The organism is Arthrobacter pascens (assembly GCF_030816475.1).
GTDB lineage: Bacteria > Actinomycetota > Actinomycetes > Actinomycetales > Micrococcaceae > Arthrobacter > Arthrobacter pascens_B.
The window spans coordinates 136,950-149,665 of the sequence record NZ_JAUSXF010000001.1 but is presented as its reverse complement, the minus strand read 5'-3'; the positions used below and the strand labels follow the sequence as shown (position 1 = coordinate 149,665).

Here is a 12,716-nt window from a genome sequence, read left to right as displayed (position 1 = left end):
TGGACGCGCCGGCTAGCGGTAGCTGGCGACGAACGGCGTGCTGGTGGGAACGATCTGCTTGCCCAGCGGCATGAGGGACACCGGGATGAGCTTCAGGTTGGCGACCGCCAGCGGGATGCCGATGATAGTGATGGCCATGGCAATGGCCGTAACCACATGGCCGATTGCGATCCAGATGCCGGCGACCAGCAGCCAGATCACGTTGCCAAGCAGCGTGAACACGCCCGTCCCGCCGGGCTTGTCCACCACCATGCGTCCGAACGGCCAGAGTGTGTAGGCGGCAATCCTGAACGACGCGATCCCCCAGGGGATGGTGACGATGAGCAGGCAGCAGATGACGCCGGCCAGGAAGTAGCCCAGGGCAAGCCAGAGGCCGCCGAAAACCAGCCAGATGATGTTGAGCAGTGTCTTCATCTGTCCATTGTGCCCTGCGGGGGCCGACAAAAAACCAGGGGTGTGCCCTGATTCTTCCCTGGTAACGGCCCTCGTGCCTAGCTTTTTGCTGCCTTTACGAAGGCGCGGATCTTGGCCAGGTCCTTCACTCCCCTGGAGACCTCGACGCCGGAGGAGACATCCACGCCCCACGCACCAGCCGCTGCGGACGCCTGGGCAACGTTGGCAGGGTCAAGGCCGCCCGCCAGCAGCCATTTGCGGTCCTGGAGCGCCGTCACGTCCACCATGGAGGCGTAGTCCCACGCCTCGCCGGACCCGGGGACGGCCGCGTCGATCAGGAGGAGTTCCTCGCCCCAGTCGGCGAATGCGTCCGCAGCGGCTGCCATGGTGACCGCCCTGATCAGCTTCATGCCGGCGTCGTGCACTGCTGTGACGTCTTCCGGGGCGAGGTCACCGTGGAGTTGGACCCACTCGAGTCCGGCGGCACGGGCGATGGCAATGGCATCGGCGAGGGGTTCATGCCGGAAAACGCCGACGGCGGCCACGCCGCTTGGCACATCCGCCAGAAGCCTGGAAACCTGCGCGGGCGAGACAACGCGCGGGCTGGCGGTCAGGACAAAGCCGACGGCGTCCGCGCCGGCGTCTACGGCCTCGCGGACGGATTCGGGCGTACTCAGCCCGCACACTTTGACGAACATTCCGGCTCCTTAGGGCGTCTCAAGCACTTTCCCCCCGCGAGGAGGTTAGCAGGGAACGGCCGGCACCGCCGATGTCACGATCTACTTTGGCGGCCGCCGACTGCCTGCTGCTGCCCGCCGTCGGTGGTCAAAACATCTAGGCTGGACGGATGGAAATCATCCGTTATGCAGACCTCAGGCCCCAACCGTGGCGGAACGGGGGCGGTGTCACGCGAGAGCTGGCCAGCCATCCGCAGGCGGCCTCCGCCCAGGACGGTGCGTGGGACTGGCGGGTGAGCATCGCAGAAATCACCAAGGCCGGAGAGTTCTCAGCGTTCCCGGGAATGGAACGAGTGCTGACAGTGATCGAGGGCGAGTTGCTCCTGCTCACCGTGGACGGCGCCGAGCACCCGCTGGAGAAGTACCGGCCGTTCAGGTTTGGCGGCGAGGCCATGAGCCACGGGGCCCTTCCCACGGGCGATATCCGGAATCTCAACGTCATCACAAGGTCCAGCTCGTTCAAGGGCTACACCTCCATCATCGAACTCTCCAAGAAGCGGGCCCAGCCGGTGTTCGAGGGCCAGTTGGCCATACTGCTGCAGGGCCAGGCCACGGCTGCGGACGAAACACATGACCCGGAGCCCCTGGCTAGGTACGACGCCGTCGTGGGCTCCGACATCGACACTCCCGACATCCTGGGACGCGGATTCCTGGCCATAGTCTCGATCGACCCGGTTGCGGAATAGCTTCCGGTGGACAGGCCAGCCTTCCCTTCTGAAGCTGAGCCTGCCCACACTGGTCACTGGTTAGAGCAGTCCATAGACTCGGGCTATGACCACCACATCTTTCAATGCACTCCTGTCCACCCAAATCGGAAACGAATTCGCGGCTTCGCAGCAGTACATTGCCGTGGCCACCTGGTTCGCCAACCAGGACCTGCCGCAGCTTGCCCGCTACTTCTACCGGCAGTCGATTGAGGAACGGAACCACGCGATGATGATGGTCCAGTACATGCTGGACCGCGACATCGCGTTTACGATTCCCGGTGTCCCCACGGTCCGCAACGACTTCTCATCCGTCACGGAACCGCTCGCCCTGGCGCTCCAGCAGGAAAAGGAAGTCACCGGCAACATCGAAGCCCTCTTCCGGGCCGCCCGCGGAGAGGACGACGCCCTGGGCGAACAGTTCATGCTCTGGTTCCTCAAGGAGCAGGTGGAGGAAGTGGCCGCCATGACCACCCTGCTGAACATCGCCGAACGGGCGGACAACCTGTTCGACATCGAGAACTTCATCGCCCGCGAAACCATCGGCGACGGCGGCCGGGACTCTTCCGCCCCGGTGGCGGCCGGCGGCGCCCTCTAACGCCTCTTCCTTCCTGAATCTGCCCTTTTCGGGGCAGCCCACCGGCGTGTCCAGGCAAGCCGGAATAGAGACGCGGAACCCGGAGTTCTTGGCTGGGAGACGAATTTAGAGCGAACGGAGCGCATCATGGCAGAAACCTCAGTCCGGCTCGGCGACGGCCTCACCGTCAGCCCCCTCGGCTTCGGCGGAATGGCCCTCACCCCCGTCTACGGGGGCGTTGACCCTGCAGAAGCACTGAAAACCCTGAACCACGCGGTCGACGCCGGGATCACCTTCATCGACACCGCGGACATCTATGGCGGGGGCAGCAACGAGGAACTCATTTCGCTGCTGCTCAAGGAGCGTCGCGAAGAGGTGCAGCTGGCCACCAAATTCGCCCTGGTGGGCAGCCCGGCCGACGGGTACCGGGACGTCCGGGGCGATGCCGCCTACGTGCGGCATGCCGTGGACGCCAGCCTGAAACGCCTGGACACTGACGTGATCGACCTCTACTACATGCACCGCCGTGACCTCCGCGTTCCGATTGTGGAAACCGTAGAGGCCATGGCGGAGCTGGTGCAGCTAGGCAAGGTCAAGCATCTTGGTCTGTCCGAGGTGACGGCCGAGGAACTGGCCGAAGCCCACGCCGTGCACCCGATCGCCGCGGTGCAGAGCGAATGGTCCATCTGGAGCCGCGACGTGGAACGCAACGTTGTTCCTGCCGCGGCCCGGCTCGGAGTGGGTTTTGTGCCGTATTCGCCGCTGGGCCGGGGATTCCTCACCGGCACCGTTGACGCTTCCAGCCTCGGAGAAAATGACTTCCGACGCCGGATCCCCCGTTTCGCTGAAAACGCCTTTGACGCCAACCAGGGAGTGGTGGCGGCAGTACAGGCTGTGGCCACCGAACTGGCTGCAACGCCTGCCCAGGTGGCACTCGCCTGGCTGCTGTCCCAAGGCAAGCGGCTCGGACTTTCCGTCGTACCCATCCCCGGCACGCGGAAGACGCACCGGATCGATGAGAATCTCGGAGCCCTGGCGCTGAACCTGAGCCAGGCGCAACTGGACGCACTGGACCAGGCCGCGGTCGCCGTCGTCGGCTCCCGCTCCGCCGACCCGCGCTGGGTATCAGAAGGCCGCGAATAAAGTGGATCGGACGGACACGCTGATCCATGACCTCAGGGACATCACGATCCGCCGGATCTCCGTCAGCGAGATGGACAACAATGTGTATCTGCTGACCGCCAAGGAATCCGGCGCCCAACTGCTGATTGACGCCGCGGATGACCTTCCCGCCATCCAGGGACTGCTCGCCGAGGCCGCCAGTGATACCGCGGCCACGCCCAGGCTTGAGCTGATCGCTACGACCCACCAGCATTGGGACCATGTCAGGGCGCTTCCGGCCCTGGTGGAAGCCACGGGGGCGCGGACGGCAGCGGGCAGGGATGACGCCCCTGAGCTGCCAGTGAAGGTGGACGTGCTGCTGGACCACGGCGACGTCCATGCATTCGACGGCTTCGACGTGACAGCAGTGCATCTGCGCGGGCATACGCCCGGCTCAATTGCCCTGGTGTACCAGGATCCCGAGGGCAGGGCGCACATCTTCTCCGGCGACTCGCTCTTTCCCGGCGGCGTGGGGAACACGCAGAAGGATCCGTCCCGTTTTCAGCAGCTAATCGGCGACGTCAGCGAGCGGTTGTTTGACGTGTACCCTGACGACACCGTGATTCATCCCGGCCACGGCCGGCCCACCACGCTGGGTGCGGAACGGCCGCACCTTGCGGAGTGGCGCGCCCGCGGCTGGTAGGGATTAACCCCATCGAGTGCTCCGTAAGCGCCGTCATGAACCTTCTAAACGGCGCAAGCGGAACACTCGATGGTGGTTAAGCTGGGCCCACGACCGCCGGGTTCCCTGACCGTGGATCCGCTCCGGCGAGGGACCCGGCCTGAGCTTGCGAGGGCAGGGAGCCGGTGTGGCCTTGCGAGGTTAGGGAGCGGTTGGGGACTAGCGGCTGCGGCGTTCGTTCGACGCCGGGGCTGACGCGCGGCGGGGACCGCTGCGGGCCGGACGGCCATCGCTCGACCGACCGCCGCCGCCGTTGCCGGCGTAGGATCCACCGGAGGTTCCGCCGGTGTTGGAGGACCAGACAGCCTTGTTGCCGCCGCCGGCCGCACCTGCGCCGGCGCCTGCGGAGCGCTGTCCGCCGCTGCGGCCGCCTGCACCTGCGCCGGCCGCTGCACGCTGGCCGGTTGCCGGGCGTCCGCTGCGCTGTCCGCCGGACGTTGCCGGACGTCCGGTGCCACCGCGGGGAGCGTCGCTGCGGGTGACACGTGAATCCGAACGGCCTTCAGGGGCACGGCCGTCCGAGCCGCGGCCAGCCGATGAACGGCCACCTGCCGCGGGGACATCGTTGCGGTGCGTGGAGTAGGCCGTGCTGCGGCCGCGGGAGTTGCGGCGTGCTGCCGCAGCTGCCTGGGCGCGGTCCTCGTTCTGTTCGATGACACGGTCTGCCGCGTTGCGCGCAGCGGCCTGGCCTTCGTAGGCCACGGCGCGGCGCTCTGCCCGGGGGATATCGGTGCGGGGCGCCTCAGCCGAAACGCGTCCACGTCCGCCGCGTCCGCCACGGCCACCAGCGGTGGGTGCGGCCTGCCGACGGGCGCGCTTGCGTTCGGCGTTGGCACCGGTGGAGGTGCCGCCGCCCTGGTTGGCCTTGGCGGCCAGCAGGGCTGCCCGGGTGCGGGGATCGATCTTGTCGGCCATTTCGCCCACGAGTTCTGCAACCAGCGGGGAGTTGGCGGTGACGCGCTCGAAGTTAACCTCGACGCCGGCAGCCTTCATGAGCTTCTTGACGTCAGACTGCTGCTCCGGGAGGGTCAGTGTGACGACGGTGCCGTCCGAACCTGCGCGGGCCGTGCGGCCTGAGCGGTGCAGGTAGGCCTTGTGCTCTGTGGGCGGATCAACGTGGATCACCAGTTCGACGTCGTCCACGTGCACGCCGCGGGCCGCGACGTCGGTGGCCACCAGGACGCGGACGTCGCCGGAGGAAAACTCTGCGAGGTTGCGGTCACGTGCGTTCTGCGAGAGGTTCCCGTGCAGGTCAACGGCGGGGATCCCGGCGTCGGTCAGGGTCTTTGCCAGCTTGCGGGCGTGGTGCTTCGTCCGCATGAAGAGGACGCGGCGGCCGGCACCCGAGGCGAGCTCCACGATCAGCTGCTTCTTGACCGTCTGGTCGTTGACCACCAGCACGTGGTGCTCCATGGTGGTCACCGCGGCCTGCGGATCGTCAACCGAGTGGGTCAGCGGGTTGGACAGGTAACGCTGGACGATCTTGTCGACGCCGTTATCCAGGGTGGCGGAGAACAGCAGGCGCTGGCCCTGGCTGGGGGTCATGTCCATGAGCTTCTTGACCACGGGCAGGAAGCCGAGGTCAGCCATGTGGTCGGCCTCGTCCAGGACGGTGATCTCCACGGCCTCGAGGGTGAGGATGCGCTGGCGGATGAGGTCCTCCAGGCGGCCGGGGCAGGCGATGACGATATCCACGCCGGCGCGCAGTGCCTTTTCCTGGCGGGCCTGGGAGATGCCGCCGTAGATCACGGTGGTGTTCAGGCCCATGGCTTTGGCCATCGGTTCGATGGTGGCGTTGATCTGGGTGGCAAGTTCACGGGTCGGCGCGAGGACCAGGCCCATGGGGCGGCCGGGCTTGCGGAAGTGCTTGGCTTCCCGCTCAGCGAGTCGTGCTACAAGCGGGATGGCGAAGGCGATGGTCTTGCCGGAGCCGGTGCGGCCGCGGCCCAGGACGTCGCGTCCGGCCAGGGTGTCGGGGAGGGTCTTCACCTGGATGGGGAACGGGGTGTCGATTCCCTGGGCGGTGAGGGTGTCGGCGAGGGCCTTGGGCGTGCCGAGGGCAGCAAAAGTAGTCATGTATCAAAGGTCTTTCAGGCGGTATCCGTGCGGATATCGGCCCCCGACGCCGGTTGGCTCAGGGGGTCGCCGAAGAAAAGTCAGGTGATCAACCGGTGCCGTTTGTGCAAAGCGGCGGCCAGGACCAAATAGAACGCGTTCATCGACGCAGGATGTGCCTCTCACATGAAAAAAGCCCACTCCCCGATGAGGGACTAAGCGGGCATCACTGCACATCAAGTTCCACCAGTCTACCATCCCGAATCCCCGGGCCTTTGGCGGCCCCTCCCCCGCACCCTTCCGCCCCCCCAACTGGGTAGCAGCAGGTGTCGTTTTGGGGGCCCAAAACGACACCTGCTGCTACCTACTTGGGTTCGTGGGAGGACCTCCTTGGGTTCCCCGGAATTGTTGCCTTGACTGGTGGTGCAGGAGCACGCTTGAGGCATGACGCACCACGCTGATCACCACCACATAACGAACGACGGCGGACCCCGCCTTGACGAGGAACCGCACCAAGGCGCGGCCGTCGCGTGGGACGAGAGGTATCGGAGCAAGCCGCAGATCTGGAGCGGCAAACCCAATGTCCAGCTGGTACGGGAAGCTGCGGGATTGCATCCGGGCAAGGCCTTGGACCTGGGCTGCGGCGAGGGAGCTGACGCCATCTGGCTCGCACAGCACGGCTGGACTGTCACCGCCGTCGACGTTTCCGCCGTTGCGCTGGAACGGGCGGCCGTCAACGAAAAAGTGGCTCGCGACAAGGCAAGCGTGCATGCTGGTGAGGACGCCGTCCCCAGCCGGATCCAGTGGCTGCAGGCTGACCTGGAGGAGTGGAAGCCGGAAGGCGAGTTTGATCTGGTGTCCTCGCAGTTCCTGCATTCGCCGTCCCTGCCATGGCAAGGCCCGCTGCGGGCGGCGGCTGCGGCGGTCAGGCCAGGCGGCACCCTGCTGATCGTGGGACACCATCCGGACCGGCTGCCGCCGGGGGGATTGCACACTTCGCATGAGATGTTGTACACCCCTGACCAGCTGGTCCAGGAGCTGGACCTGGACTCCCCGGGGTGGCAACTGGAAGTCCTCACGACCCGTGACCGGCTGGCCACGGGTCCGGACGGCCAGGAAGCCGTCATCGGGGACACCGTCCTGCGCGCGACCCGGCTTCCCTGACGCGCTGCCCTCGCGACCGCCCTCGCGACCGCCCTGTCGTGACGGCGAACCTACCGGGGCTGGCCGGCGCCAGGTGCCAGGACCCTTGGCGCCACGACGACGGCGGCTACCGCAACCAGCGCGGTCAAGGCGAAGACACCGGAGAAGGAGGCCGTCGCCGTCGTAAATGCCGGAAAGACGATGCCCGTGGTGGCAAGTGCCAGCGCGCCGCCGAGCGAATCGGAAATCGACATGGCGGAGCTGTTGAAGCCTTCGTCATCCTCGGTGGAGAGGGCCAGTGTCATCACGCTGAGCCGCGGATAGAGCAGCCCCATCCCGCCGCCTGCGAAGATCCAGCCGGAAATTGCGACGGCGGGCGGCCAGTGCAGTGCTGTTGTGACGAGTGCCAGGAGGATGGCTCCCAGGACGAGTACAGAGCCGATCCGCACGGCAGTACTGTGGGCGAGCCTCGTGCCGAGGCGCCCTTGGATGGCCGCGGCACCGGCCCACGCCAGCGCGCCGCCGGTGAGAGTGAGGCCCGCGAGGGTGGGCGGGAAGGCGTACTGCTCCACGAGCAGGTAAGGCAGATAGACCTCTGCGCCGAAGAACGCGGCCGAGGCCAGGCCGCGGGTGAGGATGACGCTGGGCAGACCCTTCCGGGCAGTCAGCGTGCCACGCGGCACCAGCGGCCGCACGGACACGAGGGCGAGGGCCACGGCGGCTGCAGCCATGACGACAGTGGCAACGGGAAGGCCTGGAATCCTGATCTGGGCAGAAAGGTTCAGCCCCAGAATGGCCAGGGCGGCGAGCGCTGCCCATGAAATGCGCCGCAGAGCCCACGGAGCTGGCGTCCCGCCGTTTTGCTTGGGATTGCGTGCCATCCCCCGCAGCACCGGAACTATCATCACCAGCGCCGGAACTACCAGCCCCACCACGCCCAGAAACACCCAGTGCCAGCTCAGGACCTGCGCCACGACCCCGGCCGCAAACGGGCCCACCAGGGAGGGGACCACCCAGGCGGCAGAGAAGGCCGCGAAGATTCCGGGATGCAGCGCCGACGGGTAGACGCGGGCGACGACGACGTAGAGGGCCACAGTCAGCGCTCCGCCGCCAAGTCCCTGCACCAGCCTGCCCGCGACCAGCATCGGCATGGAAACCGCTGTACCTGCGATCAGCAGGCCAACGATAAAGAGGGCCACCGACGCGTACAGCGGCGCGGCCGGGCCTCTCCGGTCCGACCAGTTCCCGGCCGTCACCATGCCGATCATGCCCGTGGCCAGCGGCCCCGCGAAAGCCAGCGCGTAGAGGCCCGCCCCGTTCAGTTCGCGGCTGACTAGGGGCATGATGGTGGTCACCGCGAGCGATTCGAAGGCAGCCAGGAAAACCAGGGAGCACGCGCCGATGGTCACCCATCGGTATGGCCGCTGCAGGATGCCGGCGGTGGAATGGGTGGCTGGAAGGGTGGAATCGCGCACGTTAGCGGCCTGATCAGTTGTCATGGACGCAACCGTAGAACCTCAACTAAGGTTGAGGTCAAGGTCATGTCCGGCTTGCGGAAAGCGCTGGACCAAAGCCGGAACACCGTTGGTCCAACAAGGGGAAGCATGCCACAACTCGCAGGCGGGGTGAATCATGTGCTCAGCATTGGCGAGTTGTCGGACCGGAGCGGCGTGGCGCCGTCGGCCCTTCACTTCTATGAGCGCAACGGCCTCATCTCCTCCGCGCGCACCGCCGGCAACCAACGGCGCTACCGCAGGGACGCTCTTCGGCGGGTCGCGTTCATCCGGGTATCTCAGCGGGTCGGCATTCCGCTGAAGGACATCCGGGCGGCCCTGGACTCGCTGCCCGAGGGGCGCACGCCCACCAAGCGCGACTGGACCAGGCTTTCGCGGCTCTGGCGTACGGAACTCGATGCCCGAATCGAGGCGTTGGAACACCTGCGCGCGGACCTGGAAGGCTGTATCGGCTGCGGCTGCCTGAGCCTGAAGTCGTGCCGGCTGCAGAATCCGGACGACCAACTGGGCGAGGCCGGCACGGGAGCGGTCCGCTGGAACGCGGCGACGGCTGCGGCTAACCAGGCAGACACAACCAGTTAGCGGCACGTGCCGTTTTGGGGCCGATGAAACCGGCACCTGGTACCGCGTGCCTGGTCAGACGTACCGGTTCCGGCCCGATTGGTAACCAAAGACGGCGGCCAGTGAACCCACCACCAGGAAAAGCACGCCGGCGGCCGCGAAAGATCCGGTTGCCTGGTGCAGTTGGCCCACCATTAGCGTTCCGGTGGACCCGAGACCGTAGCCAACCCCCTGCATCATTCCGGACAAATGCGCAGCAGTGTGGCCGTCCCGCGTCCGGACCATGATCATGGTCAGCGCCACCGCCGTGAGGCTCCCCTGCCCCAGCCCGAGCAGTCCTGTCCACACCCAGCCGAGCTCCAGCGGGCCGAAGATGCTCAGCGCGAACCCGCCGCCGGTCATCAGGGCCACTATCGTGTTGATGGCCCGCTGGTCCCGGAACCTCGTTGCCAGCGCCGGGGCGAACAGCGAACCCAGCATCTGCAGCACAATGGATACCGACACCATGAGCCCGGCCGTGGCCCCGTCCTCCCCGCGTTCCCTCAGGATCGGGGCCAGCCACGCGAAGACGCTGAAGGACATCATGGCCTGCAGCGCCATGAAGACGGTCACCTGCCAGGCCACCGGCGAGCGCCACACGTTTACGCCGTCCTTGGCTGTCTGATGCCGGACGGGCCGCTGGTTCAGCGCCACCGGGAGGAACAGGAAGAGTACGACGGCGGCAGGAACCGCCCAGACCCAGAGCGCCGACGTCCACTCCCCCGTCGACAGGAAGACGGGATACGTAAAGCCCGCCCCCAGCGCAGCCGAGGCGCAGATGGCAGTGGTGTAGAGCCCGCCCATCAGCCCGAGCCGGTGCGGGAAGTCACGCTTTACCAGCCCTGGCAGAAGCACGTTGCACAGGGCGATGGCGGCACCGCAGGCCGCAGTTCCCGCTAACAGTGCCGGCAGATGGCCCATACCGGGAAACACGCCGCCCAAGTCGGCAGGCCGCAGGATGAGCCCCGCGGTGAGAACAGCCATGGCGCCCAGCAGGACTTTTTCCGCGCCGAAGCGGCGGGCCAGCACCGGAGCCAGCGGAGCGAATCCGCCCAGGAGCGTGACGGGGACAGTGGTGAGTACCACGACAGCCCAGCTCGGCAGCCCGGCATCGGAGACCAGTTCGGGCAGTACTGCCGCGAAACTCGAGAAGACAGTCCGCAGGTTAAGTCCGATCAGAACCAGGCATGCGCCCAGGTAGGCCAGCGCGGCCTTATTGTTCCCGCTCCAGGGAAGCGTGGTTGGCGCAGCCCCGGGAAGGTCATCGATTTCGGCGTCGACCAGGACGCCTGGCGTACCGGGGGTCTGGTCGTTTCTCACGGCCCTATTCTGTCAGGCCTGCTTTCTCCCCCTGGTGTGCAAGTCATTTATGTGGAAATTATCGACGTGAAAGTTATCTATGTGGAGCTATCCACATAGGCCACCCCGGCACTGATGGTATCCCTGCGTCCTTCCTACGCTGGGAACGTCCCTCCGAACCAAATCCCCTTCAGCGCTGGGAGCATAATGAATCTTCCGAAGCCACACGATCAGCACCCTCAAGCGCTCCCCGCGGCCCGGCCACCACAGCAAGTCCCAGCACAGGTGCCCGTCCCGCCAACTCATCCGGTCCCGCCACCGGGCGGAAGCGCAGGTAAAGGCACCACCAGTCTGGTGCTTGCCATCATTGCGCCTGTCACCCTTGTCCTGACTGCACCTCTCGCTATGACCGCCGCACTTCTTACCTACCCCGACGAGGGGCCATCGGAACGGTTCTGGGTTGCGCCCCTGGTCCTCTGGAGTATCCCGATGCTCCTCGGGCTCCTTTCGGTGACCCTGGCCGTTGCGGCAATCAGGGCTTCCCCGGGGGTTCCGGACTGGTCTGGCAGCAGAACCTCGGCGGTGGCCGCGCTCTGGGTAACCGGGATCCTTTTCACCATCGGGTTGATTCTCACGCTGAGGTCCCAGGGCTTGCTGCCGTTTGTCTGAACCGCGGCGCCGTGGTGATCTCCACTATTCTGGAAGGGATGAGCGAATCCCCAGAATCCCCCCAGCCCCCGGATGTCCCGCGGCCTGTGACACCGGGTACCCAGGCGTCCTTCGGCACTTATGGCGGCCGGCCGGTCAGCTTTGTCCGCCGCGGAACCCGGCTGCAAGGACGCCGCCAGGCCGCGTGGGAACAGCACGCCGAACGCTGGGCGGTGGACGTTCCCCGGCACATCGCCAACACGTCTGTGCACCCGGACTACACGTTCGATGCAGAAGCAGAGTTCGGCCGCAAGGCACCGCTCATCGTGGAGATCGGTTCCGGGCTCGGCGACGCCATCTGCCATGCAGCCGAGCAGAACCCGGACACGGACTTCCTGGCCGTTGAGGTCTACACGCCGGGTCTTGCCAACACCATCATCAAGATCAACAGCCGCGGGCTCAGTAACGTGCGGGTAGTGGAAGCCAACGCGCCTGAGGTTCTGTCCACCATGCTGCCCGCCGGGTCTGTTGACGAACTGTGGATCTTCTTCCCGGATCCATGGCACAAGTCCCGCCACCACAAGCGTCGTCTCATCCAGCCGGAATTTGCCGACCTCGCGGCCCGTGCGCTCAAGAAGGGCGGACTGTGGCGGATCGCCACCGACTGGTCCAACTACGCCGTCCATGTCCGCGATGTCCTGGCGGGTTCGGAGGACTTCGAAAACCTGCACACCGGCGAGCGCCGCGGGCCTGAAAGTCCCCTCACCCACGTGTGGCAGTCCGGTGTGGAATCGGTGGTGGGTGGCGCACCTGTCCGTGAAGGCCGGGCCCCGGTCAGTACCGAACACACAGGTCCCAACGAAGGCGTGGATGAAACGGGCGGCTGGGCGCCACGTTTCGAAGGCCGAATCCGCACGAGCTTCGAGGCGAAGGCCCATGAGGCCGGCCGGCTGATCTTCGACCTCTGCTACCGCAGGCTCTAACGTAGGCTAACCGGGCTGCGTGCAGTGCCTGAAGACACTGGGGACCAGGGACTCGCATGAGCTGACTCCCGCCCGACCGGGCTCCGGGACGGGCTCGCGCGAGCCTCTTCCGGGATCCTGAAAGCAGACCGGCCAAGGCAGGCAGCCCTGCCGCCGCCGAGGGCTGTTCGCCGCTTCGTTGGCGTGGCACGATTGGCTTGTGTTGAGGCACGCAGAACCG

13 protein-coding genes are annotated in these 12,716 nt (G+C 66.4%); 8 read left to right on the top strand and 5 right to left on the bottom strand.

Annotation, left to right across the window (positions count from 1 at the left end; genetic code table 11):
• Positions 1-12: 12 nt before the first annotated feature.
• Both QFZ40_RS00685 and QFZ40_RS00680 read right to left on the bottom strand, forming a co-directional pair.
• Positions 13-414: a YccF domain-containing protein gene (locus QFZ40_RS00685; RefSeq protein ID WP_306902263.1), complete on the bottom strand. Its 402-nt coding sequence runs from the start codon at positions 412-414 to the stop codon at positions 13-15.
• Positions 415-491: 77 nt separating this feature from the next.
• Positions 492-1,091 carry a phosphoribosylanthranilate isomerase gene (locus QFZ40_RS00680; protein WP_306902262.1) on the bottom strand — a complete coding sequence of 200 codons (600 nt, stop codon included), beginning with the start codon at positions 1,089-1,091 and terminating at the stop codon, positions 492-494.
• 149 nt (positions 1,092-1,240) lie between these two features.
• Here QFZ40_RS00680 and QFZ40_RS00675 point away from each other — a divergent pair, with 149 nt between their 5' ends.
• The 4 genes from QFZ40_RS00675 to QFZ40_RS00660 all read left to right on the top strand — a co-directional run bounded on the left by QFZ40_RS00675 (position 1,241) and on the right by QFZ40_RS00660 (position 4,215).
• Positions 1,241-1,816: a HutD/Ves family protein gene (locus tag QFZ40_RS00675; protein ID WP_306902261.1), complete on the top strand. Its 576-nt coding sequence runs from the start codon at positions 1,241-1,243 to the stop codon at positions 1,814-1,816.
• 85 nt (positions 1,817-1,901) lie between these two features.
• Positions 1,902-2,432, top strand: coding sequence for a ferritin (locus QFZ40_RS00670; RefSeq protein ID WP_306902260.1), 531 nt, complete (start codon positions 1,902-1,904; stop codon positions 2,430-2,432).
• 126 nt (positions 2,433-2,558) lie between these two features.
• Positions 2,559-3,554: an aldo/keto reductase gene (locus QFZ40_RS00665; protein WP_306902259.1), complete on the top strand. Its 996-nt coding sequence runs from the start codon at positions 2,559-2,561 to the stop codon at positions 3,552-3,554.
• Between the two features lie 70 nt (positions 3,555-3,624).
• Complete coding sequence (locus QFZ40_RS00660) at positions 3,625-4,215, top strand: MBL fold metallo-hydrolase (RefSeq protein WP_306906778.1); 591 nt, start codon at positions 3,625-3,627, stop codon at positions 4,213-4,215.
• A 198-nt stretch (positions 4,216-4,413) separates the two neighbouring features.
• Here QFZ40_RS00660 and QFZ40_RS00655 read toward each other — a convergent pair whose 3' ends face one another.
• Positions 4,414-6,330 (bottom strand): DEAD/DEAH box helicase, encoded by a 1,917-nt coding sequence (locus tag QFZ40_RS00655; protein WP_306902258.1) that lies wholly within the window; start codon positions 6,328-6,330, stop codon positions 4,414-4,416.
• 423 nt (positions 6,331-6,753) lie between these two features.
• Here QFZ40_RS00655 and QFZ40_RS00650 point away from each other — a divergent pair, with 423 nt between their 5' ends.
• On the top strand, positions 6,754-7,473 hold the full coding sequence (locus QFZ40_RS00650) for an SAM-dependent methyltransferase (RefSeq protein ID WP_306902257.1): 720 nt from the start codon (positions 6,754-6,756) through the stop codon (positions 7,471-7,473).
• Between the two features lie 50 nt (positions 7,474-7,523).
• Here QFZ40_RS00650 and QFZ40_RS00645 read toward each other — a convergent pair whose 3' ends face one another.
• The gene (locus QFZ40_RS00645) at positions 7,524-8,951 is read right to left on the bottom strand and encodes an MFS transporter (RefSeq protein WP_306902255.1); all 1,428 of its coding nucleotides are present in this window, start codon (positions 8,949-8,951) and stop codon (positions 7,524-7,526) included.
• Positions 8,952-9,056: 105 nt separating this feature from the next.
• Here QFZ40_RS00645 and soxR point away from each other — a divergent pair, with 105 nt between their 5' ends.
• Positions 9,057-9,548 carry a redox-sensitive transcriptional activator SoxR gene (gene soxR, locus QFZ40_RS00640; protein WP_306902254.1) on the top strand — a complete coding sequence of 164 codons (492 nt, stop codon included), beginning with the start codon at positions 9,057-9,059 and terminating at the stop codon, positions 9,546-9,548.
• A gap of 54 nt (positions 9,549-9,602) precedes the next feature.
• Here soxR and QFZ40_RS00635 read toward each other — a convergent pair whose 3' ends face one another.
• Entirely contained in the window at positions 9,603-10,886 is a 1,284-nt protein-coding gene (locus QFZ40_RS00635) for an MFS transporter (RefSeq protein ID WP_306902253.1), read from the bottom strand.
• 333 nt (positions 10,887-11,219) lie between these two features.
• Here QFZ40_RS00635 and QFZ40_RS00630 point away from each other — a divergent pair, with 333 nt between their 5' ends.
• Positions 11,220-11,534, top strand: a complete 315-nt coding sequence (locus QFZ40_RS00630) for a hypothetical protein (protein ID WP_306902252.1) — start codon at positions 11,220-11,222, stop codon at positions 11,532-11,534.
• Positions 11,535-11,572: 38 nt separating this feature from the next.
• Positions 11,573-12,496, top strand: coding sequence for a tRNA (guanosine(46)-N7)-methyltransferase TrmB (gene trmB, locus QFZ40_RS00625; RefSeq protein ID WP_306902251.1), 924 nt, complete (start codon positions 11,573-11,575; stop codon positions 12,494-12,496).
• The last annotated feature ends 220 nt before the right edge of the window (positions 12,497-12,716 follow it).

Bases quoted from the DNA above. Each gene is read 5' to 3' on its own strand.
- QFZ40_RS00685 (WP_306902263.1), bottom strand. From the start codon at position 414: ATGAAGACACTGCTCAACATCATCTGGCTGGTTTTCGGCGGCCTCTGG.
- QFZ40_RS00680 (WP_306902262.1), bottom strand. From the start codon at position 1,091: ATGTTCGTCAAAGTGTGCGGGCTGAGTACGCCCGAATCCGTCCGCGAG.
- QFZ40_RS00675 (WP_306902261.1), top strand. From the start codon at position 1,241: ATGGAAATCATCCGTTATGCAGACCTCAGGCCCCAACCGTGGCGGAAC.
- QFZ40_RS00670 (WP_306902260.1), top strand. From the start codon at position 1,902: ATGACCACCACATCTTTCAATGCACTCCTGTCCACCCAAATCGGAAAC.
- QFZ40_RS00665 (WP_306902259.1), top strand. From the start codon at position 2,559: ATGGCAGAAACCTCAGTCCGGCTCGGCGACGGCCTCACCGTCAGCCCC.
- QFZ40_RS00660 (WP_306906778.1), top strand. From the start codon at position 3,625: ATGGACAACAATGTGTATCTGCTGACCGCCAAGGAATCCGGCGCCCAA.
- QFZ40_RS00655 (WP_306902258.1), bottom strand. From the start codon at position 6,330: ATGACTACTTTTGCTGCCCTCGGCACGCCCAAGGCCCTCGCCGACACC.
- QFZ40_RS00650 (WP_306902257.1), top strand. From the start codon at position 6,754: ATGACGCACCACGCTGATCACCACCACATAACGAACGACGGCGGACCC.
- QFZ40_RS00645 (WP_306902255.1), bottom strand. From the start codon at position 8,951: ATGACAACTGATCAGGCCGCTAACGTGCGCGATTCCACCCTTCCAGCC.
- soxR (WP_306902254.1), top strand. From the start codon at position 9,057: ATGCCACAACTCGCAGGCGGGGTGAATCATGTGCTCAGCATTGGCGAG.
- trmB (WP_306902251.1), top strand. From the start codon at position 11,573: ATGAGCGAATCCCCAGAATCCCCCCAGCCCCCGGATGTCCCGCGGCCT.